The sequence below is a fragment of the Bacillus sp. SG-1 genome (assembly GCF_000181495.1).
In the GTDB taxonomy this organism is placed as follows: domain Bacteria; phylum Bacillota; class Bacilli; order Bacillales; family Bacillaceae_B; genus Rossellomorea.
Genome location: NZ_ABCF01000030.1, coordinates 13,516 through 35,245 on the forward strand (window position 1 = coordinate 13,516; position 21,730 = coordinate 35,245).

Genomic DNA, 21,730 nt, shown 5'->3' on the forward strand with positions numbered 1-21,730 from the left:
GATGAAACTTTATGTTCAGCAGTCCATTCATATCCAAATGATCAAAATCGGCGGTATGTCTAATTCCTCTGTATTCCAGATCGGGACATCGGGACAAATCCTGCCTGCTTCATATTTATATAACACCGGGGGATTCGTAGAACCTGCACCAGAGCCTGTGAAAAACGGACCGCCGGAAACTGCCAATGAGGTGGTGGTACCACTCTCAGCACCTAGTTAAATTCCGGGAAAGAGGTGACAACATTGCAGCAGTATTATACTCTTCAACAGATTTATCAATATATCGCCGAGCAAAACCAAAGAATACAAAACCTTGAGAAAGTCATCCAGGAGCTGCAGCAAGAAGTCTCTTCTCTCAAAGAGAAACCTTCCATCAACGTGGAAAAGATTGAATATAAGTTCGACCAGTTGAAAGTTGAAACCCTCGAAGGGACCCTTAATATTGGTTTAAACCCAAGTGATTTGGAAAAAATAGAGGATCTTGCTGTCGATGCGAATCCGCCAACTCCCGTTCCTCCTGTTAAGCAAATTGATATGGAAGGCATAGAAAAGACCTTGATGCCGCAAGTGAACGAATATATCGAGAAAGAAGTTCCGGGAATCATCAGTGATAATGAGCTCCAATTGGGGATTTCACTTGACGAGTCTTATCACGCCCTCATCAAAGAGGATATAAAAAAGCAAATACCTCAAAGAATCCAGTTTTACGTCCAATCGATGCCGAGACATCAAGGGGCACAGCCGGATGATACTTCCTGGGAAGATAAAATCGTGGCGAAAGTCAAATCCGATATTAATAATGCCATTTATTCATTCATGGCAAACCTTCCGGAAAACTTGAAAGGGGCTGGAAACAATGAATCTGCACGTGATCAATCGTGAGTTATGTGTCAATTCCGTCAATATTGATGCAGTGGCCAGTTCATCCTTATTCCTTGTAGGCGATGCAAATACCATTCAGCTTGCCTCTACATTCGACACACCCGCAGAGTCACTGATCATTGGTCCGTTTGTGCCGCTTACTCCAAAAGGATGATGATGAATGAACAACAGGTATTCAATTGTTAATAGTATCAAACTAAGGACGCTGTCTTTCAGCTCCGTATTGGAAATAGGTGATTCCACCGAAATAACCTCTTTTCAAAAAGCCTTCGCCGTCCAGCGTGAGAAGGAAATCTTTTTTACAAGCGAAGGTGATTTCAATCAATATCCTATTTATAGTGAACCAATCCCGGTTCCGAGGTCTGCTTCAACCGTGCAGTTCTTGAAAATGGATGAGAGGCCAATAGTCGTCAACAATATCGATATCATCGGGTCTTCATTTTCATCCGTGATTCATATCGGCCAAACATGCGATGTCTACATGGAGTCCCGGGTAAAGAATGTCAGGCAGCTGAAGCCGCGGAATGAAGAATGAACCATTAGCCCGAAGTTTTCATAAAGTAACACTATAAATCAATTTGACACAAAGGATGTTTTAATATGCCGGCTATCATAGGTCCTGTCCAGATTCTGAGTGTAGGCGGAGGGAATGTCCAATTCGGGGACGCCGGGATTATTTCTCCAAAATCCAGCCAAAAAACGACGGCAGGTTCCGGCGGCTTCAATACGGGTCCTTTCCAGCTTACGTATAACGTGTTCAGTGCGAATACAACGTTCGATTGCAATGTAATTGACCAGCCTATCGCAGGCAATAATTAAGGGAAGGCCGATGCATGATCATCGCCTTCCCTTTCGCTTTCGCTCATTTGATTTTTTGGATTTGACCAGTTTTCCAGACGGCTGTTTTCGTATCCATTTAATGAATTTGGCGATCTTTTCATCCTTCTTGAGATTCTCGATTGTCGACAGCCTTGCTGCCAGCTCTTCGTTCGTATAAAGGGAATGAATTTGTTTATGGCATGCTTTGCACAACTGGGCAGTCGGCAGGAATGTCCCTCCTTCTTCTTTCGGCGTCAGGTGATGTCTGGTTGTCTCGACTTCTTCACGCAAGCACAATTCACAGGTTCCAATAGAGTTCTTTCCCAAGCCGGTCACCTCCTGCTTTTTTCGTATCGAAACAGTCAGATTGATAATTAACTGTTTAAGTGCAGCTCTAGTTCTCATGCTGGTGGTGGAACTTTTGAGCTAGCCGGGTATTTTCTTCTTTTATGGGCCAAGATCCGGCGCTTTTCCTCTTCTCATTGGGCCATTTTCTCCTTTTGTGGGCCAGTATCCAGCGCTTTTCCTCTTCTTATTGGGCCATTTTCTCCTTTTGTGGGCCAGCATCCGGCGCTTTTCCTCTTCTCATTGGGCCATTTTCTCCTTTTGTGGGCCAGTATCCAGCGCTTTTCCTCTTCTTATTGGGCCATTTTTTCTAATACAGGCCAATGCCCCCAGGCTAAACCATTTACAGCGGGCCGGACACGCCAGATTGGGCCGCACGCAACCTTGGGATAAACCTTTTCGCTCCATTACAAAACAAACTATCCAGCTATCAGCAAATTTATATATCCATAGTATAACCAAAACACAAAAAGGGCCACAGGAATGAGATCCCGGGCCCTTTGTTTCTACTCTTTTTCCACTTTCAGTTCACGGGCAACATCGAAGAAGTAAAGGTAGCGTTCATTAACGGTTTCCTTCCAGATCCTCTCGATGGCTTTCGTGTATAATCCAATCTGCACACGATAACGTTCCAGCAGGATAGGGCTTGCTTCATCATACCCGCCTTTGTACCGTTCATCAATAGTGTCTGTTTTATAATCCAGCAGCACCAGCCCGTGTTCATCCCTGAAGATAAGGTCGATGATTCCCTGAACCAGGACTGTTTCTGATTCATCAGCAGAAGCAGAGGCGTCAATTTCCTGTACCGGAACTGCCATGCTGAATGGGACCTCACGGTGCAGTTCATGAGCGTTCAGTACTCTTTGTCCCGTATCACTACGGAAGAATGCTAAGATTTTATTTTGGTCGATGGCCTCTGCCTGTTCTTCTGTCAACAGCTCTTTTTGCTTCAGGTCATCCAACAATGACTGGAGTGACTTTTCATTAGGGCATTCCGAAAAGGAGATGTGCTGCATGACCATGTGCATCGCTGTCCCGATTTCTGCAGGCGTCAGTTGCTTCGATTGCAGAAATTTAGGACGTCTGAAGACCGGTTTCTGAATTTTTCTCACCATCCGGTCACTGCTCGCTTCATCTGATATCTCAAACATCCTCTTGATTTCAGAAACGGATTGTTTGGAAGGCAATACGGCTGCTTCCGGATAGGAATATCTCCATGACAGTCTTTCAGCAACTTCTTCCTTTTCGGGAGATTCCTTCTCAACCGGAAGTCCCTCTTTTACATTCTCCTGCCAATCGATCTCCTCTTCAGCATCTTCACCTTCCTGGAGCATAAACTGCGACTTCGGAATCACATCGAGTTTCCAGCAAGAAGGGTGTTCATGAATTTCTGGCGGAAGAGAATGTACGGAAGAACGCCCTTCATTCAATGCCGTACAGTCACGATGCCTTACAAGTGCAGGACCTACCCAGTCCATGAAACTCAATGCTTTGGCCCTTTCATAATCCGGAAGAAGCCAATCCGTTTGCGGTGCTGCTTCCTTCCATTGCTTCATCGATTTCTCCGCATCCTTCACAGTTCCTATCAGATACAGCTTTTCTTTGGCTCTCGTCAAAGCAACGTAGAGTACCCTCATCTCTTCCGCAATCGTTTCCAGTCTTTTTTTCCTCTTAAATGCAAGTTGAGGCAAAGATGGATAACTGATCCTTTTTTCTGGATCGAGGTATTTAGAAGCAAACCCGAACTCTTTATCGAGTAAATAAGATTGGTTCAAATCCATCAGGTTGAACTGGCGGGATAAACCGGCGACAAATACCACCGGAAACTCCAATCCTTTACTGGAATGGATGGTCATCATCCTGACAACATCCTCCTGCTCGCTTAAAGCTCTGGCTGCCCCCAGATCATCTCCGCGTTCGCGCATCCTGTCAATGAACCGCAGAAAACGGAACAGCCCGCGGAAAGATGTCTCTTCATATTGGCGCGCCCGGTCATACAATGCTCTTAGGTTGGCCTGCCTCTGTTTTCCACCCGGCATTCCGCCTGCAAAGTCATAAAACCTTGTATCGCGGTACAGCTGCCAAACCAAATCTGCAAGCGACCCTTGGCGTGCTTTTGTTCTCCAGATTGTCAAGCTGGATAAAAACCGGCTTAATTTTTCATGAGCTTCCTCATTGTTTACTTCACTTTGTTTCTTGCTGACGAATCTTTGGACTGCTTCATAATAGGTACCTGATTTGGAGTGGATCCTCACTTCAGCAAGCCCTTCTTCGTCAATGCCGACGATCGGTGAACGCAGTACAGATACCAGCGGGATATCCTGATAGGGATTATCAATCACTTTTAACAAGGAAAGCATGATGGCCACTTCAGTTGCTTCAAAATAGCCTGATGATAGATTGGCGTAGATTGGAATGCCGTGTTTTTTGAATTCTTCCATGATCTCCGGAGCCCAAGGCATAGAACGGAGCAGGATTACGATATCCCTGTATTGAAGCTTCCGGTGGCGACCAGCCTTCGCGTCATAAACTTGTTTTCCTTCACTGATAAGTTCCTTAACTTTTTGAGCCATATATCTTGCTTCAATGACGGACTTTTCCAGATCAGCTTCATCATAAACCAGACCCTCTAAGTCAGAAGCACTCTCTGCCAGCGGCACTTCATCATCCGACTGGTTTATGACAGCAACTTCAATTGGATACTTTTCATCTTCCGGATAGGCTGCCCCCTTGACCAGCAATGCCTCATGATCGTATTCAATATCCCCTACATTCACTCCCATGATCTGTTTGAATAAAAAGTTGGTTCCTTCCAGGACTTCCAACCTGCTCCGGAAATTCCTGGACAAATCTATTTTCATCCCCGTTTCCGCCCCAGATGGCGTGAAGCGGTTATACTTACTGAGGAACAGGTTGGGCTCTGCCAATCGGAATCGATAAATCGACTGCTTTACATCCCCTACCATAAAGAGGTTTCCCAGCGCCTCTTCGTCCGCTGTGACAAGTCCCAAAATTGATTCCTGAACCAGGTTGGTATCCTGATACTCGTCAACCAACACTTCTTTGAACTGCTTTCTATATTCCATTGCTGCAAACGAAGGTTTTAACTCTCCATCTTCTGCAGGATCAGTCATGATCTCCAGACAGTAATGCTCGAGATCTGCAAAATCCACGACACCTTTTTCATTTTTCAAGGCATTGAATTTGTGGCTGAATCCCCTTACTGCTTCAACAAGAGAGGCCACTACCCCTCTCATTTTCTTCATATCTCTTAAATAGGTTTCCGGCTTGCGTGAAAAGAAATCTTCAGCCAGCTTCTCGATCATTTTCTTGCCTTTATCCCTAAGAGTCTTAGCTTCTTCGACGAGATCGGAATCATATTCATCGCCTTTGCAAGGCTTCAGCCTGGAAAACTTAATGCTTTGAAACAGTGCCTGCCCTTCGCTCCATGATTTCTGGAAAGAAGCACTGAGCTGTTCAGCTATCCCGAGATCATCCAGGAAATTTTCAGCTCTCGGTGCAGGTCCACCAGGCTCTTTTGTCAAATCGTAGGCACGCTGAAATAAAGCCTGGGCCCCCTTCAAACTAAGCATAATATCAAACTTTAATGCTTCAATAAATGCAAGATCTTCGATGTTTGCATCTTCATCTACATCGTACATCTCGACCAGATTCCCGAGCCATTCATCCGGGTTGGGATGAGATCTTGAAAAGTCATACAGCTTCCGGATCATATCCTGGAGGGCTGCATCACTACGGTCGTTTGTGAAAGTATCAACCAGCTTATAAAACGAGTCATTATCTTCTTTTCCGTATTCCTCTTCGAATAACTCGTCAAGAACTTCATCCCTCAGCAGCTCACCTTCCGTGTCATCCAGAATCCGGAACCCCGGATCAATGTCAATCAGGTAATAATACTTACGGATAACTTCAAGACAAAAGGAGTGGAGCGTCGATATCGATGCCCGGTTCAACAGGCTCAGCTGCTTTCTCAGATGATATGAATTCGGATCGGCTGAGATTGCCTTCTCCAGCGCCTCCCCGATTCTATGTCTCATCTCCGCTGCTGAAGCATTTGTAAACGTCACGACAAGAAGCTCATCCACATTTATGCCGTCTTCCTTGTCGAGAATCTTTTGAATGATCCTCTCAACGAGGACAGCCGTCTTACCGGAACCGGCTGCCGCAGCCACAAGGATATCCCGCCCTTTTGCCCAGATTGCTTTCCACTGGTCATCAGTCCAAGTGGCATCTTGGGGTTTTACAGGAAGATTATGATTCATGGGCATCTCTTTCTCCTTTCATCTTTTGCATTAAATCTGCCGGTTTTCCCTCTGTGAAAATACGATAATCGTTTTCTTCCAATGAAGTATCAAACTGGCAAACCGGTTTGAACGCACAAAACTGACAAGGCGTTCTGTCTTTTAGTTTATAAGGAGTGATATCCGTTCTCCCGGACATAATGTCGTCTCCTGACTTCTTATATAGGTTTCTCACATGCGAGCGCATTACATCGAAATCGCTGCGGTCTGCGGCTTTTGTCTTTGAAGACAGCGTACCGTCTTTTTTTAACCCGGCGGAAATGATATTGGAACTGCCTGATTCCAATGACTGATCCATCATCCGGACGACATCGGCTTCTCCCAATACCAGTCCCTTCATTTTAAAGCTTTTAAAGATTTCCTCTTCTATCTCTTCAAGCGTGAGGATCTTTTTGCTGTTGACCATCGGATTGTGGACATGGAAGTAGAACACGCCGGCAGGGTCGGCATCTGCGCCAATCAACTTTTGCGAATGGGTCAGAACGATATCAAGGTAGGTCAGCATTTGCAGCGACAAACCATAATACACTTCAGTGAGATTCAGATCCCTCGCACTTGACTTATAGTCAATAATCCGAAGGTAGACCCCTTCATCGCTCTCCGCCTTATCCACCCTGTCAATCCTTCCTTGAAGAGCCATCTTCGTGCCATTTTTCAACGTAAATGCAAACGGCGGCAGTTCCGCTTTGGGGCCAAATCCCAATTCAAGGCCTACAGGAGCGAACCCGCTCGCTTTGGCATGCTCACTCAAAATCAAGGAAGCTCTGCCGATGACATCTTGAAGCTTTTTCTTTATATAGTGATGGCGGTTCGAGCTGAGCAATATCTGATGCTGAAGCTTCGGTGCCAATGATAAAACTGCTTCCCTGGCCAATTCAAGGCACTGTGTCTTGGTTAACTGCTTCCACGAAAATCCATTTCTGTCGATTTCCTCAGAGATCCATTTAAGGGCTGCGTGGAACATGTCCCCAATATCAGGTGCTTCCAAGCGATAGATATCCCTCTCACGAAGCTTAAGTCCATGATTGGCAAAATGAGAAAACGGGCAGCCATGGAACATCTCCATTCTTGAGACACTTGCCAATATTTCTTCCCCGTACAACTCCTGGCTTGTTTCTTCTGTAAGCTTTTTGCCTTTATTTTGATAAAACAGACTTGAAAGTATATGTCTGGCGCGTCCTTTCCAAACTGAATCAGATACATAATAGTTATAGGCATCCCACCAGAAATCTTCTATATGATAGCCCCTTTTTTTCGCTTGGAGCCCAGATGTCAGATATGAAATCGTTACATTTGGATGGCAGACATAGGAAAGCTGTTCATCCTTCGGCAATTCAGACGGGTCATTGACCAAAAGGCTGATTTCCGACTGAGGGCAAAGTTCTGACAATCTTTTAATATAGGGAGACGGCAGAAGTGCTTTTCCTTCTTCATTAGCAATCGGATAAGATACATAAAGCCTCTCGGATGGAGTTGTAAATGCTTTATAGGCTATGAACTCTTCATCAAGAAGGCGTGTCTTGCTGCCCGGTGCAATGGCCAATCCCGACACCGCCAGCTTTTCCCTGTCCTCATCCGAAAAAATTCCATCCTCTGTGATTTTAGCGGGAAGGACGCCGTCATTCACCCCAATAACAAAAGCCGCCCTTAGGTCTGACAGCCTTGATTGTTCTAAATTTGCAATCATGACTTGATCCACAGCAGGAGGGACCAAAGAGAACCTCATTGATTCAATTCCTGCATCGATAATGGACGCAAACTTTTTCACAGTGACTTCTTCATCACCTAAGATCTCGACAAATTGATCCAGCAGATCCATTACAGCATTCCAAGCCTGATCATGTTCTCTTGCAGAGATGATATCGCCGCGGCTCTCTGCTTCAAGTCTCAGCCGTTCAAGCTTGGCCGGGATATCAAGTTCTTCGAGATAAAGATAAAGGATCTCACACAGGTCCTGTCCGGTCTTCCCTTTCTTCAACCGCCTGCCGAAACGAAGGATCGGTGCAGAGATGAACAAACGCAGCTCATTGATCTCCCTCTCCATTTCCCTTTCTTTGTCTGTCTGCGGCATATCTGCCTGCTCAAGCCCACGGAACCTCCGATAAATCCAGCGATCCTTCTTTGTCCACTTGTCCCCTTGAATACCATAAGCAAGGACATAATTTTCGAGTTTGTCCATCTTCTCCCGCAACTGCTGAGGATTGCGGTCATAAGGGAACAGTAAATCCGTTTTGACGGCCCGGAATACAGGTTCGTAGCGCCAGTTGCTGTTCATGATCTCCAGTGTTGAACGAATCAGTTCAATCAGCGGATGATTCAGCATTTTTCGTTTTTGATCGATAAAGTAGGGGATTTCATAATCATAAAAGACAGTTTCGATGATGTCCTGATACTCCTGCCCGTTCCGGACAAGGACAGCCATATCCTTATAACGGTAACTTTCAGTTCGGGCAAGGCGTCGGATTTCCCTGGCCACCCCTTCAATCTCGGCCCTGCGGTTGGAGGCCTCAAGGATGGTCATCCCTGATTCCTCTTCAAACGGCATTACCGGTCTCTTTTCGAAATTTGCTTCTATGTGAGCAAGACCTTTATTTTGAAAGCGGCTCGTTTTCCCGAGTACAACTTTGTCTTCCACTTCTCCCCTGGAAGTCAATGCAAGCTCCTTCAGGGCCTCATAAGTTTCAGAAGTCATCCTGAATAAATCGCTTTGTTCACCCGGAATTAAATCCGTCTCTGCCGTTAGGGCAATCGTAACCCTTGGACAGTAATCCATCAGTTTCCCAATCACTGCGTATTCCTGCGGGGTAAAGCTGTGGAATCCATCAATAAATATTTCCGCATTTTGAAGAAATTCAGATTTACCGATTGATTCTTCCAAAAGGGTAAAATAATCTTCTGAATCAATATACTTTCCTGACAGGTTTTCTTCAAAACTGTCATAGATTAACTGCAGGTCATGAAGCTTGTCCGCCAATGCCTTGGATTCCTGTCCGCCTTCTCCCCATCCTTCTTGTTTCTCTGACAGTTCCTCCGGGGAAATGCAGTACCGTTTAAACTCTGTAAGCATCACTTCTACATGCTCGATGAAACCTGCCTTATCCGAGGCACGGGAAAATAACTTCAGCTGATCTTTTTTATCATCGATAATTTTTCTAATCAGCATGTTAAGACCAATATTGGATAAATGATAGCGGTTGAGCCCGCCAGTGTCCTGCAGAATTCTCCAGGCAAGCCTTGTAAAACTGTAAACTTGCGCCCGGATCATCCCGTTTATCCCTTCCTCGTTCACCAAATTGTATTCAGAAAGGAATGTCATTTGGTCTGGAACAAGATAGATGACAGGACTGCCATTTGGCTCTTGTCTCAGCTTTTCTTTGATTTCATTCAAAATCATATTGGTTTTGCCTGTTCCGGCACGTCCCAAAATAAATCTGACCGACATGTTCCCCACTCCCTTTTTTTATCTATTTATTCATGAAAATTTTTCGTTATTGGTTTCTGCTCTGTTATAACAACCAAAATACTTTTGGAGTCCATGTTTTTTTCGCCTTCCAAACCCACCTAATTTCAAAACATTTATCTTCAAATGATAAGCTATCTCAATTTCCATTGTATCCATCAGGTATATCAAAAAATTGCCTAGGTTCATTATAATACACTGTATCCAATCTGTCGGGGACCACTATTCCAATATAGTTGGAAATTTTTCGCAAGGTACCAATGCTGTAAACGGGGCAGGCTGCCTCACATACTTTAAAGAAAGGCGGAATAACGAATGGAACATTCTTCTTTTCGTGTAGAAGCACTGCTGGTGATGATGGCTGTATTTGTTGCCTGTAACATTTATACTCTAATCCCGATTTATGAGACTGTTGGTTCTTCCATCTCCATTGCTACTGAACAAGCAATCCTTTTGCCGGAAGTATTTTTACCTTTAAATGGGGTTTATATATAACCCGCGGGCTTCAGAGTTTTTTCCTTGGAAGTTTTGCGCCAGCCGCTTTCGCCTACACTTATGAACTATTTAAACCAAGAAGCGCACGCTGTTACTGGCTCTAATCAACTCCGGATTCCTGGCAGCAGGCATTCTTGGACAAATAATAAGCAGCTCCCTTTCATCATGGTTTGGCTGGCAAACGGGGTTTTTTTTCTTTTCGGCAGTTTATGGAGGCTTATTCCTGCTTGGCCTGAGTGAACTTCCCGCTGCTAAACTGATTAATAAGAATGACCTGACCGTTTCCGGATACATATCGATTTTGAAGAAGCCGAGGTTCTTACTGTGCTATATCATGGTCTTTCTTCGTCTCTTTACTTTCGCAGGCTACTATGAGACCCTGTCCCGCTTCTACCCCGGCACGTCTGGTAAGTTGTTTTGCAATCCGTTCCGTTGGATTAACTGGTGTCTCTCTATCCTTATTTACCGGTACTTCATTAAGCGGCATGGGAAAACTCAAACACTTCTCTTCGGTCTTCTGCTGGGAGGTCTGAGTATCGTGCCGCAGCTGTTCTCTTAAAGTCTCGTGATCTACCTTTTGTCCTCTATCGCATTCGTGTCTGCGATTTCTTTGCTGTTTCCTACAATCATTACGTTAATAGGAAACTCTTCCGAAAGAGACAGAGGCAAGGTCTTAAGCTTATACTCGTTCATCCTGTTGACAGGTGCAAGCCTGGCACCATTATTGCTCATGCGACTCTCCTATCAACAGTCCTTGACCTTGCTGAACAGCGCTTTTGCCATCCAGGGGATTGCAGGTTTCTTCCTTGGCAAATCCTGCATAGCCTTGCAAGAACGAATGCGGGAATAAAGGGAATTGTCCAGAGGTGTCAAATATAGTTAGGAGCGAAAGCATGAAATCATTTTAAAAGGAGGTACGAGATGAAAGCAGTACTTGTGACTGAATTTGGAGGAACCGAGTTTATCAAGGTGGGTTCGGTTAGAACTCCTACGATTGAAGACCATGAAGTTTTAATCAAAGTCGCCAAAACCAGCGTCAATTTTGCAGATATTAAATCAAGATACGGAAATAAGGGAGGAGCGAAACTACCATTCATACCGGGTCTTGATGCGGCAGGATATATTGAAAAAACAGGCTCAGGGGTAACCAGCTTGTATGAAGGACAGCGGGTCATCGCTTTCCCTAAGGCTGGTTCCTATGCAGAATATGCTGTCGCTTCCAAAGAACTTGTTTTCCCCATCCCTGAGGAAATGGATTTTAATACTGCCGCTGCTTGTCCGGTTGTATCTTTCCTCTCCCACCGACTTCTTTATAATGTTGCCCGGATTCAAAAAGGGGAAACGGTTTTGGTTCATGCAGCAGCAGGGGGAGTCGGGACTACAGCTATACAACTGGCGAAACTGCTTGGTGCAGGAAAAGTCATCGGCACTGTTGGCAATCGGGACAAAAGGCAATTCGCCAAAGAGAGCGGAGCTGACTCTGTAATTTGTTATGAGGAGGAAGATTTTGCTCAAGCCGTCAATTCAATAACCAATGGTAAAGGGGCTGATATTATATTGGACTCAGTTGCCGGGAGTGTTACTGAAAACAGCTTGAATTGTCTGGCACCTTATGGCAGGTTGGTCCACTTCGGCAATTCAGGTGGAAAAGCGGGGAAAATCCTTACTTCTGAACTTCACTCAAGCTGCCGATCTGTCCTCGGCTTTAGTTTGGGAACGACTAGAAAACTAAGACCGGAACTTTTGCATGAAACGGCAAAAGAGGTATTTCCTTATTTAGTCCGCAATCAACTGAAAATTAAAATCCAGCATGAATTTTCTCTGGAGGATGCTGCAAAAGCACATGAATTAATGGAAAATCGCTTAAATCGAGGTAAAATCATCTTGAACGTTGAGTAAAGAGCAAAAGCCCGGTCAACCCGGGCTTTCATTCACTATAATGCTTCTATAAAGACGGTCGCTCCCATTCCTCCGCCTACACATAAAGACGCAATGCCTTTTTGCAGTTCCCTTCTTTTCAATTCATGTATCAGGGAAACAACGATCCTGGCACCAGTGCAGCCTACAGGATGACCGATACTGATTCCGCTGCCGTTCACGTTGGTCTTATTCCGGTCAAGGCCAAGTTCTTTTTCAACCGCGATATACTGAGCTGCAAAAGCTTCATTCACCTCAACCAGGTCAGCTTCTTCAAGAGACCAGCCTGTTTGAGCCAGGCTTTTTTCCACCGCCGGTACTGGCCCCCTGCCCATCACTTTCGGATCGACTCCTGCAACAGAACATCCTGAAATGCTTGCCAGAGGTTTAAGTCCCCGTTTTTCCGCCTCTTCTTCTGACATCAAAATCACCGCCGCACCGCCGTCATTTAGACTGGAAGAATTCCCTGCTGTCACGGTCCCTCCTTGACGGAAAGCTGGTTTCAAACCTGAGAGTTTTTCCATTGTCAATCCGGCTCTGGGGCTTTCATCTTTTGAAATTGTTTTCGTTTCTTTTCTCGACTTGACCTCAATAGGAACAATCTGACTGTCGAAATAGCCTTCCTCCGCAGCCTTGACAGCTCTTTCGTGACTGAGCTTTGCCAATTCATCCTGGTCTTCTCTCGTTATGTTATGGATTTCCGCAAGGTTTTCCGCAGTTTCCCCCATCATAATTCCATGTATCGGATCTTCAAGAGCTTCCCAGACAGTATCTCTGATTTCCCCATGCTGGAGACGCTGACCCCAACGATGTCCTTTCATGACATAAGGACTTGAACTCATTGCCTCGACACCGCCTGCAAGTACAATGTCCGACATACCCGTTTGGATCTGCATATAGGCAGAAATGATCGCCTGCATTCCACTGGCACATTGTCTTTGAATGGTATAGCCGGTAGTCGTATCAGAAAAACCTGCCAAAAGGGCGGCGGTTCTCGCTGTATTTGGCTGGTCGGTCCTTTGGATACAGTGGCCAAGGATAACCTCATCAATATCCCCAGGTCCCAATTTGCTGTCTTCTGCTGCCGCTTTCATTACAGGAACAATCAAATCCGTTGGCAGCAAGTCCTTGAATGCTCCCCCAAAAGCTCCTACAGGAGTCCTGAAAGCAGATGTTATCACTACATTTTTCATTTTTTCCTTCCTCCAATTCACATCATTATTCCGCCATCAACTTGAAGAACGACGCCATTCACATAATCAGATTCATCTGACGCCAGGAATAAATAGGCATTTGCAGCATCTTCAGGCTTTCCGAATTTTCCCAGTGGAATTAAGGCATTCATCTGGGCTTTTACCTTGTCCGGAATACTGGCCGTCATCTCTGTTTCAATGACTCCAGGTGCAACGGCGTTGACATTGATTCCCTTTGGTCCAAATTCCTTCGCCCACGTTTTGGTCATTCCGATGACAGCTGCCTTGGATGCCGCATAGTTCGTCTGTCCGACATTTCCATAAAGGCCGCTTGCAGACGCGGTATTGATGATTTTTCCCTTGCCGCTGTTTATGAGTGCCGGCAGCAAAGCCTGAGTACAGTGGAAGACCCCTGTTAAGTTAACATCGAGCACACGCTGAAAGTCATCCTCCCTCATTTTAGCCATCAGGGCATCCCTGGTGATACCGGCATTATTGATCAAGATATCTATACTACCGTAGTCCCGGAGAACCCATGCCGCCAAATTGTCAACGCTTTCACGATTGGCAACGTCTACCTGATAAAAGACCGTATCGCCGCCTTCCTCCTGTAATTTTTCGGCCTCGGCAGCTCCCTTGTTCTCGTCATAATCTGCCATAATCACCTTACAACCTTCCTGTGCAAATTTTTTTGCAGCAGCGAGGCCAATGCCATTGGCACTACCGGTTATGACAGCTGTTTTATTTTTCAACCTCATATGTATCCTCCTAACCCTGATTCATGCTGATATTTCACTATTTCGACAATAACCTCAACATCTCCTCTAATTTCCCCCTTAAAATCGACAACCTAATTCTGCCAACGCCGGTTCCGGATATCCTGCCGGTTTTAGTGCAATCTATGATTAGAATTTTAAAATAAACCTTGATGAATGGAGGGAGATTCATGAAGAAAAAGCTGCTTTATATGCTTCTTGCTGCTATGCTTGCCACGACGATGACAGCTTGTGACGACGCTCCGGGCGAAGACGAGATTGGCGATGGCGAAATCAATGATGAGGAATAAATAAAAGTGGAGAGACCCCATTCAGCGGCGTACGGACTGTACCAGCTCTGCATTGAGATAAAGGAAACACGGCGAGCGTTAGAAAGTCGATGTTTACTTATTGCAAAGGAGGAGATGGGCAGTACGCCAGCCATTGGGGTCTAGGAACTCTATGATCAAAAGCGGCTGCTCACCCCTGGATACTTTTTTACTAATCGTACCTCTACAGCAGGGATCCCGTTTTGTAGGGGTACGTTTCTTCTCCATTCGGGCACCTTCACGATAGATTCCCGCCTTCTAGAGGCACGTTTCTTCCCTAATCGTATACCTTCACTTCAGATTCCCGCCTTCTAGGGGTACGTTTCTTCTCTAATCGTGCACCTTCACGATAGGTTCCGGCCTTCTAGGGGCACGTTTCTTCTCTAATCGTACACCTTCACTTCAGATTCCAGCCTTCTAGGGGCACATTTCTTCCCTAATCGTATACCTTCACTTCAGATTCCCTCCTTTTAGGGGCACGTTTCTTCTCTAATCGGGCACCTTCACGATAGGTTCCGGCCTTCTAGGGGCACGTTTCTTCTCTAATCGTACACCTTCACTTCAGATTCCAGCCTTCTAGGGGCACATTTCTTCCCTAATCGTGCACCTTCACCTCAGATTCCCGCCTTCTAGGGGCACGTTTCTTCCCTAATCGTGCACCTTCACCTCAGATTCCCGCCTTCTAGGGGTACGTTTCTTCTCTAATCGTGCACCTTCACGATAGGTTCCGGCCTTCTAGGGGCACGTTTCTTCTCTAATCGTACACCTTCACTTCAGATTCCAGCCTTCTAGGGGCACATTTCTTCCCTAATCGTATACCTTCACTTCAGATTCCCTCCTTGCAAATCAGCAAAACAAAAAACGCCTGACTCCATCTCTGGAATCAGGCGTTCCTTATATCAATCACCAAACTGGACATCAAATTCATTCAGCGGCCAGTACCGCAGGTTGACCTTACCGACAATCTGATCCTGGTCAACGAATCCGAAATAACGGCTGTCCATACTGCTTCGCCTGTTATCCCCAAGGACAAATACCATTCCCTCAGGAACAGTTTGTTTCCCAGTGATCTCTTCAAGCGTGAAGTCTCCTGTCAGCTTGGTCCCGACCATTTCTTCTTTGAATTTATCCAGATATGGCTCCTCTTGAGCTTTGCCATTCACATATAATTTATCATCTTTATATTCTACAGTATCCCCAGGAAGGCCGATAATCCTTTTAACATAATCTTCGTCTTCATTGGCATGGAATACGACCACGTCATAGCGGTGCAGTTCACCGACCTGATATCCTATCTTATTGACAACAAGCTTATTGCCGTCTTCAAGAGTAGGCATCATGGACTCGCCTTCAACGACATAATTTGAAAACAGAAAAGTCCTGATGACCACAAAAATGACCAAACCGATTCCTAAAGCTTTAATCCATTCCAGACTCTCTTTTTTTATGCTGTCTCTCAATCTAATTCCTCCTACCCTGGTTAACCGCGGGAGTGATCTTTTTCTACTTTTTTGTTGATGCGGGCCTCCACCCGTTTTCCGGCAAGCCATAGAACGAAGATGCCTGCCAGTACCAGTGCTGTACGCAAAGGTTGTTGAAATAATGATACAATATCATGTCCGATAAAACTAATTGTAAAAATCATGACAATTTTCCCGGCAACGACTGCAAGCATATATTGAAAAATATTGATCCCTGACAGTCCTGCCACAATATTGACCAGTGCCGATGGCGTAAAAGGAAAGCACAACAGCAGAAACAAGGGGCCGAATCCGTGGCGGTCCACCCACTTCGTCAACCGATGGACCTGGCGGTTATTTTTCAGGAAACGGAAGAATCGTGCCTGACCGTATCTTCTGACAAGCAGAAACACAATAAGTGCCCCAAGAGAAGCTCCTATCCACGAAAATAGGAAGCCGAACCACAGCCCAAATGCATTTACATTCGCGAGCACGAACACAAACAGCGGTAAAAAGGGCAGGAATGCTTCCAGCATCGGGAGCAGGATTCCCGGCAACGGGCCGAACGACCGGTACTCTTTTATTAATTCCATTATATTTTCAAGTGTAAACCATGCTTTAATCATCTCAATATCCATACTATATCTTTCCCCTAAATATCCGCAGAACAAAACCCATTTTTTATTTTTCTCTATCCTGACTCTCTCTTGGGTCATGTTCCCGTGAAGAGGGAAGAGCGGCCCTTCCTGAATATCGTAACGTCAGGGCTTATGAAAAGTATATCATATGGGTTTTCCTACTAATAGATTGTCACAAAAATGAAATATCCTTTACACTCTCAGGCGCTCCATATAGTAAAACGCCCAGTAAAAGCATTATCACTTTTACCGGGGATTTTGACAAGCATCAGATATATTTTTTGAACCAATCTTTAATATAATTCAGTCTGGCTACTCTTAAATTAGGTTTGCCGTTTCTTGAGAGATTGTGATTCGATTCAGGGAAACGCACCATCTCTGTTTGCTTCCCTTGCCTCTTGACTGCGATATACAGCTGTTCAGCCTGTTCAATCGGACAGCGGTAATCTTTCTCGCTGTGAAGGATCAACAGCGGTGTATTGATGTTGTTCGCATACGCTAGCGGCGAGTGTTTCCATAGTTTTTCGATGTCATTCAGGTCAGCATCGATCTGCCACTCTGAAAAATAGTATCCGATGTCGCTGACACCATAAAAACTCACCCAGTTGGAAATCGATCTTTGTGTGACAGCCGCTTTGAAGACGTCGGTGTGGCCGACAATCCAATTGGTCATAAAGCCTCCGTAACTTCCCCCTGTCACACCAAGTCTTTCTTTATCAATAAAGTCATAGGTTTCAAGAACATGATTGACAGCAGCCATCACATCTTCATAATCTCCGCCCCCATAGTCGCCACGTACAGCATCGACAAATGCCTGGCCATATCCATGGCTCCCCCTCGGGTTGATAAACAGGACTGCGTAGCCTTCCGCCGCGAGCATTTGAAATTCCTGATAGTATGTATTTCCGTACATCATATGAGGCCCGCCATGAATCTCAACGATCAGGCCGCATTTTTCCCCTTCTTGCAAACGAGCGGGTTTCATCAGCCAGCCATTAATTTCCCAGTCATCTTTGCTTCTGAAGGAAATCGCTTCAGTTTCCGAAAGCGCAAGTTGAGAAAGAAAGTCTTCATTCACGGATGTAAGCTTTTTCAATTCACCTGTCGGGATATCAAGCATAAACAAGTCCCCAGGCAGCAACGAGTTACTGATGGCGACAATGGCTTTTTGCTGTTTACGATCCAGGTCAAATCCGTAAACATGCTGATTATCCAATAAAGCAGGATAAAGAGACCCGTCACGGTTACCGTAATACAAGACCGTATTGCCATTGTCTGATGTCAGGAAATAAAAACTGTCATTATCAGAAGCCCACTGAACTCCCGGATTGGACACACCTTGCTGGAAATCAATGACCATGAAATCACCAGCCGGGCTGTCGAGTTCACTTGTCATGCAGCTTAGGGATCCTGTCTCCATTTCATACAGCCACACCTTTGTCAGTGTTGCATTTTGATACTCGCTTTCATGGCCGAGAATAGCTATGGAACTGCTGTCTGGCGACCAGGCTGCACTGCCGAAATAACCTGTTCCACTGGTTACCTTTCTTTCAGTGGATTCCTCCACATCATATAAGAACAAATCTGATAGGAAAGAGTTATCAAGGTCCGCACTTTTATCTGCTCCATAAGCTATGTATCTGCCGTTTGGCGACCAGGACTGTAAGGAGTAGTCTATCTCTCCTTCTGTTATGAGCTTCATGTCCAATGTTTCAACATCAATGACCGCAATGTGGTTTCTCTTGCCGTTAAAAAAGCCGCTGTCATCTGACTTATACTTCATTGTTGTTACTTCAAGAGGCTGAGGATGCTTATCTTCTTCCTTCCCTTCCGTTAACGTTTCACCTTCCATCAATGCTGTTGAAAAGGCCACTTTTTTGCCGCATGGAGACCATACCGGCTGTGAGGCACCGTTAGGGCAGAATGTCAGCTGCCGGGCTTCCCCTCCACTCCGCAAGAGCAAGAACAGCTGGCTTTTATCAGAGCGGTCTGAAACAAATACCACTTTTCCCCCATCAGGAGACCATCTTGGTGATGTATTTCGATTTTTTCCAAACGTCCATTGTGTACTTTTCCCCGTCTTAATATCAAGATGGTATAAGTTCGATATGTATTTATTTGTTTCCTCATCCATTTCCGTTATCACATAGGCAGCTTCTTCTCCATTAGGTGAAATCTTCGGATCGGAAACAGATTTTAATTTGAACAAATCTTCTGCAGTCATTCCTCGTCTGCTTGTCAAAACGCCAACTCCTTTTCAAAATGTGTGTAAACCCTATTGTAAAAAATTCGACAAGTCCTTCTCAAATCCTTTGTCTCAGGGAATTTCTGTGTCTTTTTTGGCGAAGTTATTTTCGTGCTCTTCCTATAGACGTGATATGTAAAGTTGTGATTAGATTCCGGCACAATCACCCATACTAGGAAAAAAAGATTGAGATTCGACCTGGTTCTCCAATATTGGATATTGATAATTTGGTAAAAAGTACGTAAAATAAAAACACACGAACAAATGTTCTGTAATTCCTTCTGAAAAGGAGCATACTTATGACCAGGATATCTGAGGAAGATCGAAACATCTTAGAGCAGGCCATATACCTGCCGATGGTCTTGACTGTACTGGATAGGGATTTCACGGTTGTGGAAAAAAGTCCCTTCAAGCTGAAAAGACCATACCTGGAGCTGATCGAGGAAACGATGAAGATCATTCAAAGTGAACTTGCAGGTGTAAAGAAGCACATGAAAATGAATGGAATGAAAGTGGAAAGAATCAAATCGGATGATGCCTTCACTATGTATTTATTTCTTTACAAAGGATATGAGGAGCATCATAATTACTTCAACCCCCGCCTTCGCAACCGGGTCGAGGATCTGCTGAGGTATTATTTATACCAGCGTTTCCTGAAAGTCGACGCCCAGGAAAGCAAAAAAGCGTGAGGCCGCCTACTCTGCGGCATGCCGCCCACACTACAATCTTCTAAGAAAACACCCTGATGAACAAGCAAAATTCCAGCAAGAATAGAAGCTTTCTATGCCTGCTGGAACTTTGACTTGCCTCCCTTTAGTCATAGTGCAATACCATAAGATATGACTGAAGAAAAACTATCATTAAGCCGTTACATTTCCTCCCCGGATGTCTTCTGTCCCCAGCCATAAACGGGAATTTGCTCTGAGGCTCTGCCGGAATAAGCACTAAAACTCCGTGAAGAGGATTTCCTTTCTGCGGTCACAATCCGATGCTGAAAGTTGATTCTCAGCATGGCTGTCCGCATCATTTGCGCTTCAAAGCTGGCATACGACATTGGCAGGGTGAAACTTGCGCGGTTCCTGAACGTTACACTGATTTCTCTGCTGTTTAATTTCGTATAGGAAAGTACGTGATCATGGGATACCCAAATACATTCTGATTTGGCTGGTGAAGTGGTTGGAAATAGATAAATAGACGAATGAGGATCAACAATGATGGGGGCTTTATGGGTGATGCCGGTTAAACGCTTTGTTCCATCTTTCCGTCCCTGATAGGAAGACCCGAAGAATTCACAGCTTTTCTTAATGATTTCAAAAGGTTTAAAGGGTGATAATAATGTTTCATTTCCTTCATGAATTTCGGTATACGTCCTCGCGCCATATTCTATCGGCATAATAAGCATCGTATACGGATTGATTTCATACTCTTCAATTATTCGAGATTTCTCGACCATTCCTCTGCCTCCTCTACATTTTCTCTAATATAGTAACATAATCTTCCAAAAATATACACTGAATTTTCCAAAATTTTATCCAGGAATAATTTTTCAGAAAATTTAAATATTTCGTTGTTTTCTTGTGACTTTTCTCATATAATATAAAAAAGTTCTTTTACACCGGAAAATCCGGAGGGCCCAAAAGGAGCTTATTTATAAACACAGCAAGGTTATCGTTCTTTTGCCAAAAAATATTACAATACAGCCTGCAAACAGCCCATTATAATTTACTGAACTGGTCCAGCTTCAGCAATCGATTACTTGCGCATGAATAAACCGTTAACGTTTATCCACTTGAGATTTGATGGTGTCTGTCATGGGGTTACATCGGTTTTTATGTAATGTGCTTTATAAAAAAGACTTCAGGGGTGAGCTTATGGATAAAAAGAAAACTTATTCAGAGATGATGAAGGCAAGTGCAATGTCACGGAAAACAGCCACCGAGATGACCCTAAATGAGATCTATGTTGATATGGTATTGAATGAAGTTAACTTAATGAATCAAAAACGTAAACTGAAAGAAGAATTGGACTGCGCCCTTGATCAGCGTGATAAACAAAAATTCATGACACTCTCTCTTCAATTGAGAAAATTGACCGAGGAATATGGCATATAATCAATGGACTGACTTATAAAGTCAGTCCTACTTATTTTCTCATGCACTCTCTAAGTGTTTTCTCTTTTTCGCTTCGGTGTCCTTTATTTCGCGAGTAAGTTCGTTTGCCATTTGTGCCAATTTAGACGAAAGACCGGAAATTCTGCTGCGTGTATCTGAGACCTTGCTTATAGTCCGGTTAATTTTATCCTGGACCATCAAGTCCGAGAAAAAGTTATCAAAAAACATATCCGTCAAGCTGAGGAATCCGGAAACCTCGAGGGTTTGAACGGCTTCCATATTAAGATCCTGCAGTTCCTTTTCCAATCTTTTCAGATATCTCTGCGCTTCATGTAGAGCTCTCTGGGCTTCATCCATTTTTGATCGCTTTGCATAGGTGGAAATGAGATCCCCTCCTGCAAGGTCAAGCATTCCCCAGTTTTTTGCGCTTCCAAGCAAGTCGGAAGCCGTGTCCAGTTTTAAACGGGCCATGGCGGCAGCTTCTTCAGCCTCCTTCACTTCTTTCAGTCCAACTTTCAATTCCGCAGACTGTTCAGCCAAGTTATATAACAGGTCACTAAGAGGAGAAGAAGAATCGTGAATCAATTTTTCTTTTTCTTCAAGCAGCATGCCATACTTCCGTTCAGGATTTCCAAGCCGTATCAGTTTTTCTGAGACTTCCCTGTCTTCTTCTTCCAGTTCTTTCACAGTCATACGCCACTCATCATATTGAAGCTTTGCCTTTACAGCTTCTTCCTTTTCGAGCTGGAGGCGTTCTTC

Annotated in this window: 21 protein-coding genes; 9 read left to right on the forward strand and 12 right to left on the reverse strand. The window is 44.6% G+C overall.

What is annotated here, in order from left to right; all coding sequences use genetic code 11:
• Nucleotide 1 precedes the first annotated feature (1 nt).
• The 5 genes from BSG1_RS12425 to BSG1_RS12445 all read left to right on the forward strand — a co-directional run bounded on the left by BSG1_RS12425 (nucleotide 2) and on the right by BSG1_RS12445 (nucleotide 1,701).
• The gene (locus tag BSG1_RS12425) at nucleotides 2-220 is read left to right on the forward strand and encodes a spore germination protein GerPB (RefSeq protein WP_006837405.1); all 219 of its coding nucleotides are present in this window, start codon (nucleotides 2-4) and stop codon (nucleotides 218-220) included.
• Between the two features lie 23 nt (nucleotides 221-243).
• Complete coding sequence (gerPC, locus tag BSG1_RS12430) at nucleotides 244-882, forward strand: spore germination protein GerPC (RefSeq protein ID WP_006837406.1); 639 nt, start codon at nucleotides 244-246, stop codon at nucleotides 880-882.
• The gene (locus BSG1_RS12435) at nucleotides 857-1,036 is read left to right on the forward strand and encodes a spore gernimation protein GerPD (RefSeq protein ID WP_044022842.1); all 180 of its coding nucleotides are present in this window, start codon (nucleotides 857-859) and stop codon (nucleotides 1,034-1,036) included. The genes gerPC and BSG1_RS12435 overlap by 26 nt, the downstream gene beginning before the upstream one ends.
• A 6-nt stretch (nucleotides 1,037-1,042) precedes the next feature.
• On the forward strand, nucleotides 1,043-1,417 hold the full coding sequence (locus tag BSG1_RS12440) for a spore germination protein GerPE (RefSeq protein WP_006837408.1): 375 nt from the start codon (nucleotides 1,043-1,045) through the stop codon (nucleotides 1,415-1,417).
• Nucleotides 1,418-1,482: 65 nt separating this feature from the next.
• A complete protein-coding gene (locus tag BSG1_RS12445; protein WP_006837409.1) occupies nucleotides 1,483-1,701 on the forward strand; it encodes a spore germination protein in 219 nt (72 codons plus the stop codon).
• Nucleotides 1,702-1,719: 18 nt separating this feature from the next.
• On the opposite strand, the gene BSG1_RS12450 is transcribed toward BSG1_RS12445, so the two are convergent.
• The 3 genes from BSG1_RS12450 to addB form a co-directional block, all read right to left on the reverse strand.
• Nucleotides 1,720-2,028, reverse strand: a complete 309-nt coding sequence (locus BSG1_RS12450; RefSeq protein WP_044022843.1) for a hypothetical protein — start codon at nucleotides 2,026-2,028, stop codon at nucleotides 1,720-1,722.
• 524 nt (nucleotides 2,029-2,552) lie between these two features.
• Nucleotides 2,553-6,329, reverse strand: coding sequence for a helicase-exonuclease AddAB subunit AddA (gene addA, locus BSG1_RS12455; protein ID WP_006837412.1), 3,777 nt, complete (start codon nucleotides 6,327-6,329; stop codon nucleotides 2,553-2,555).
• A complete protein-coding gene (gene addB / locus BSG1_RS12460) occupies nucleotides 6,319-9,810 on the reverse strand; it encodes a helicase-exonuclease AddAB subunit AddB (protein ID WP_006837413.1) in 3,492 nt (1,163 codons plus the stop codon). The genes addA and addB overlap by 11 nt, the downstream gene beginning before the upstream one ends.
• A 333-nt stretch (nucleotides 9,811-10,143) precedes the next feature.
• Between addB and BSG1_RS12465 the strand changes: the two genes are divergently transcribed.
• Nucleotides 10,144-10,323, forward strand: a complete 180-nt coding sequence (locus BSG1_RS12465; protein WP_006837415.1) for a hypothetical protein — start codon at nucleotides 10,144-10,146, stop codon at nucleotides 10,321-10,323.
• A 319-nt stretch (nucleotides 10,324-10,642) separates the two neighbouring features.
• Here BSG1_RS12465 and BSG1_RS12475 read toward each other — a convergent pair whose 3' ends face one another.
• Both BSG1_RS12475 and BSG1_RS20890 read right to left on the reverse strand, forming a co-directional pair.
• Complete coding sequence (locus BSG1_RS12475) at nucleotides 10,643-10,810, reverse strand: hypothetical protein (RefSeq protein ID WP_006837417.1); 168 nt, start codon at nucleotides 10,808-10,810, stop codon at nucleotides 10,643-10,645.
• A gap of 83 nt (nucleotides 10,811-10,893) precedes the next feature.
• Entirely contained in the window at nucleotides 10,894-11,055 is a 162-nt protein-coding gene (locus BSG1_RS20890; RefSeq protein ID WP_006837418.1) for a hypothetical protein, read from the reverse strand.
• 189 nt (nucleotides 11,056-11,244) lie between these two features.
• Here BSG1_RS20890 and BSG1_RS12480 point away from each other — a divergent pair, with 189 nt between their 5' ends.
• Nucleotides 11,245-12,222 carry a quinone oxidoreductase family protein gene (locus tag BSG1_RS12480; protein ID WP_006837420.1) on the forward strand — a complete coding sequence of 326 codons (978 nt, stop codon included), beginning with the start codon at nucleotides 11,245-11,247 and terminating at the stop codon, nucleotides 12,220-12,222.
• A gap of 35 nt (nucleotides 12,223-12,257) precedes the next feature.
• Here the strand turns inward: BSG1_RS12480 and BSG1_RS12485 are convergent, their stop codons facing one another.
• From BSG1_RS12485 to BSG1_RS12505, 5 genes are all read right to left on the reverse strand, one after another.
• On the reverse strand, nucleotides 12,258-13,433 hold the full coding sequence (locus BSG1_RS12485; RefSeq protein WP_006837421.1) for a thiolase family protein: 1,176 nt from the start codon (nucleotides 13,431-13,433) through the stop codon (nucleotides 12,258-12,260).
• Between the two features lie 17 nt (nucleotides 13,434-13,450).
• Nucleotides 13,451-14,191, reverse strand: a complete 741-nt coding sequence (gene fabG, locus BSG1_RS12490; protein ID WP_006837422.1) for a 3-oxoacyl-ACP reductase FabG — start codon at nucleotides 14,189-14,191, stop codon at nucleotides 13,451-13,453.
• 1,225 nt (nucleotides 14,192-15,416) lie between these two features.
• The gene (gene lepB / locus BSG1_RS12495; RefSeq protein ID WP_006837424.1) at nucleotides 15,417-15,977 is read right to left on the reverse strand and encodes a signal peptidase I; all 561 of its coding nucleotides are present in this window, start codon (nucleotides 15,975-15,977) and stop codon (nucleotides 15,417-15,419) included.
• Between the two features lie 20 nt (nucleotides 15,978-15,997).
• Nucleotides 15,998-16,615 (reverse strand): TVP38/TMEM64 family protein, encoded by a 618-nt coding sequence (locus BSG1_RS12500; protein ID WP_044022845.1) that lies wholly within the window; start codon nucleotides 16,613-16,615, stop codon nucleotides 15,998-16,000.
• 268 nt (nucleotides 16,616-16,883) lie between these two features.
• Complete coding sequence (locus tag BSG1_RS12505) at nucleotides 16,884-18,839, reverse strand: S9 family peptidase (protein WP_006837426.1); 1,956 nt, start codon at nucleotides 18,837-18,839, stop codon at nucleotides 16,884-16,886.
• Nucleotides 18,840-19,159: 320 nt separating this feature from the next.
• Between BSG1_RS12505 and BSG1_RS12510 the strand changes: the two genes are divergently transcribed.
• Nucleotides 19,160-19,549, forward strand: coding sequence for a hypothetical protein (locus BSG1_RS12510; protein ID WP_006837427.1), 390 nt, complete (start codon nucleotides 19,160-19,162; stop codon nucleotides 19,547-19,549).
• Nucleotides 19,550-19,728: 179 nt separating this feature from the next.
• Here the strand turns inward: BSG1_RS12510 and BSG1_RS12515 are convergent, their stop codons facing one another.
• Nucleotides 19,729-20,313, reverse strand: coding sequence for a competence protein ComK (locus BSG1_RS12515; protein ID WP_006837428.1), 585 nt, complete (start codon nucleotides 20,311-20,313; stop codon nucleotides 19,729-19,731).
• Between the two features lie 418 nt (nucleotides 20,314-20,731).
• Here BSG1_RS12515 and BSG1_RS12520 point away from each other — a divergent pair, with 418 nt between their 5' ends.
• Complete coding sequence (locus BSG1_RS12520; RefSeq protein ID WP_044022848.1) at nucleotides 20,732-20,971, forward strand: IDEAL domain-containing protein; 240 nt, start codon at nucleotides 20,732-20,734, stop codon at nucleotides 20,969-20,971.
• Between the two features lie 39 nt (nucleotides 20,972-21,010).
• Here BSG1_RS12520 and BSG1_RS21120 read toward each other — a convergent pair.
• The coding region (locus BSG1_RS21120; protein WP_006837430.1) for a hypothetical protein at nucleotides 21,011-21,730 on the reverse strand (720 nt) is incomplete at its 5' end.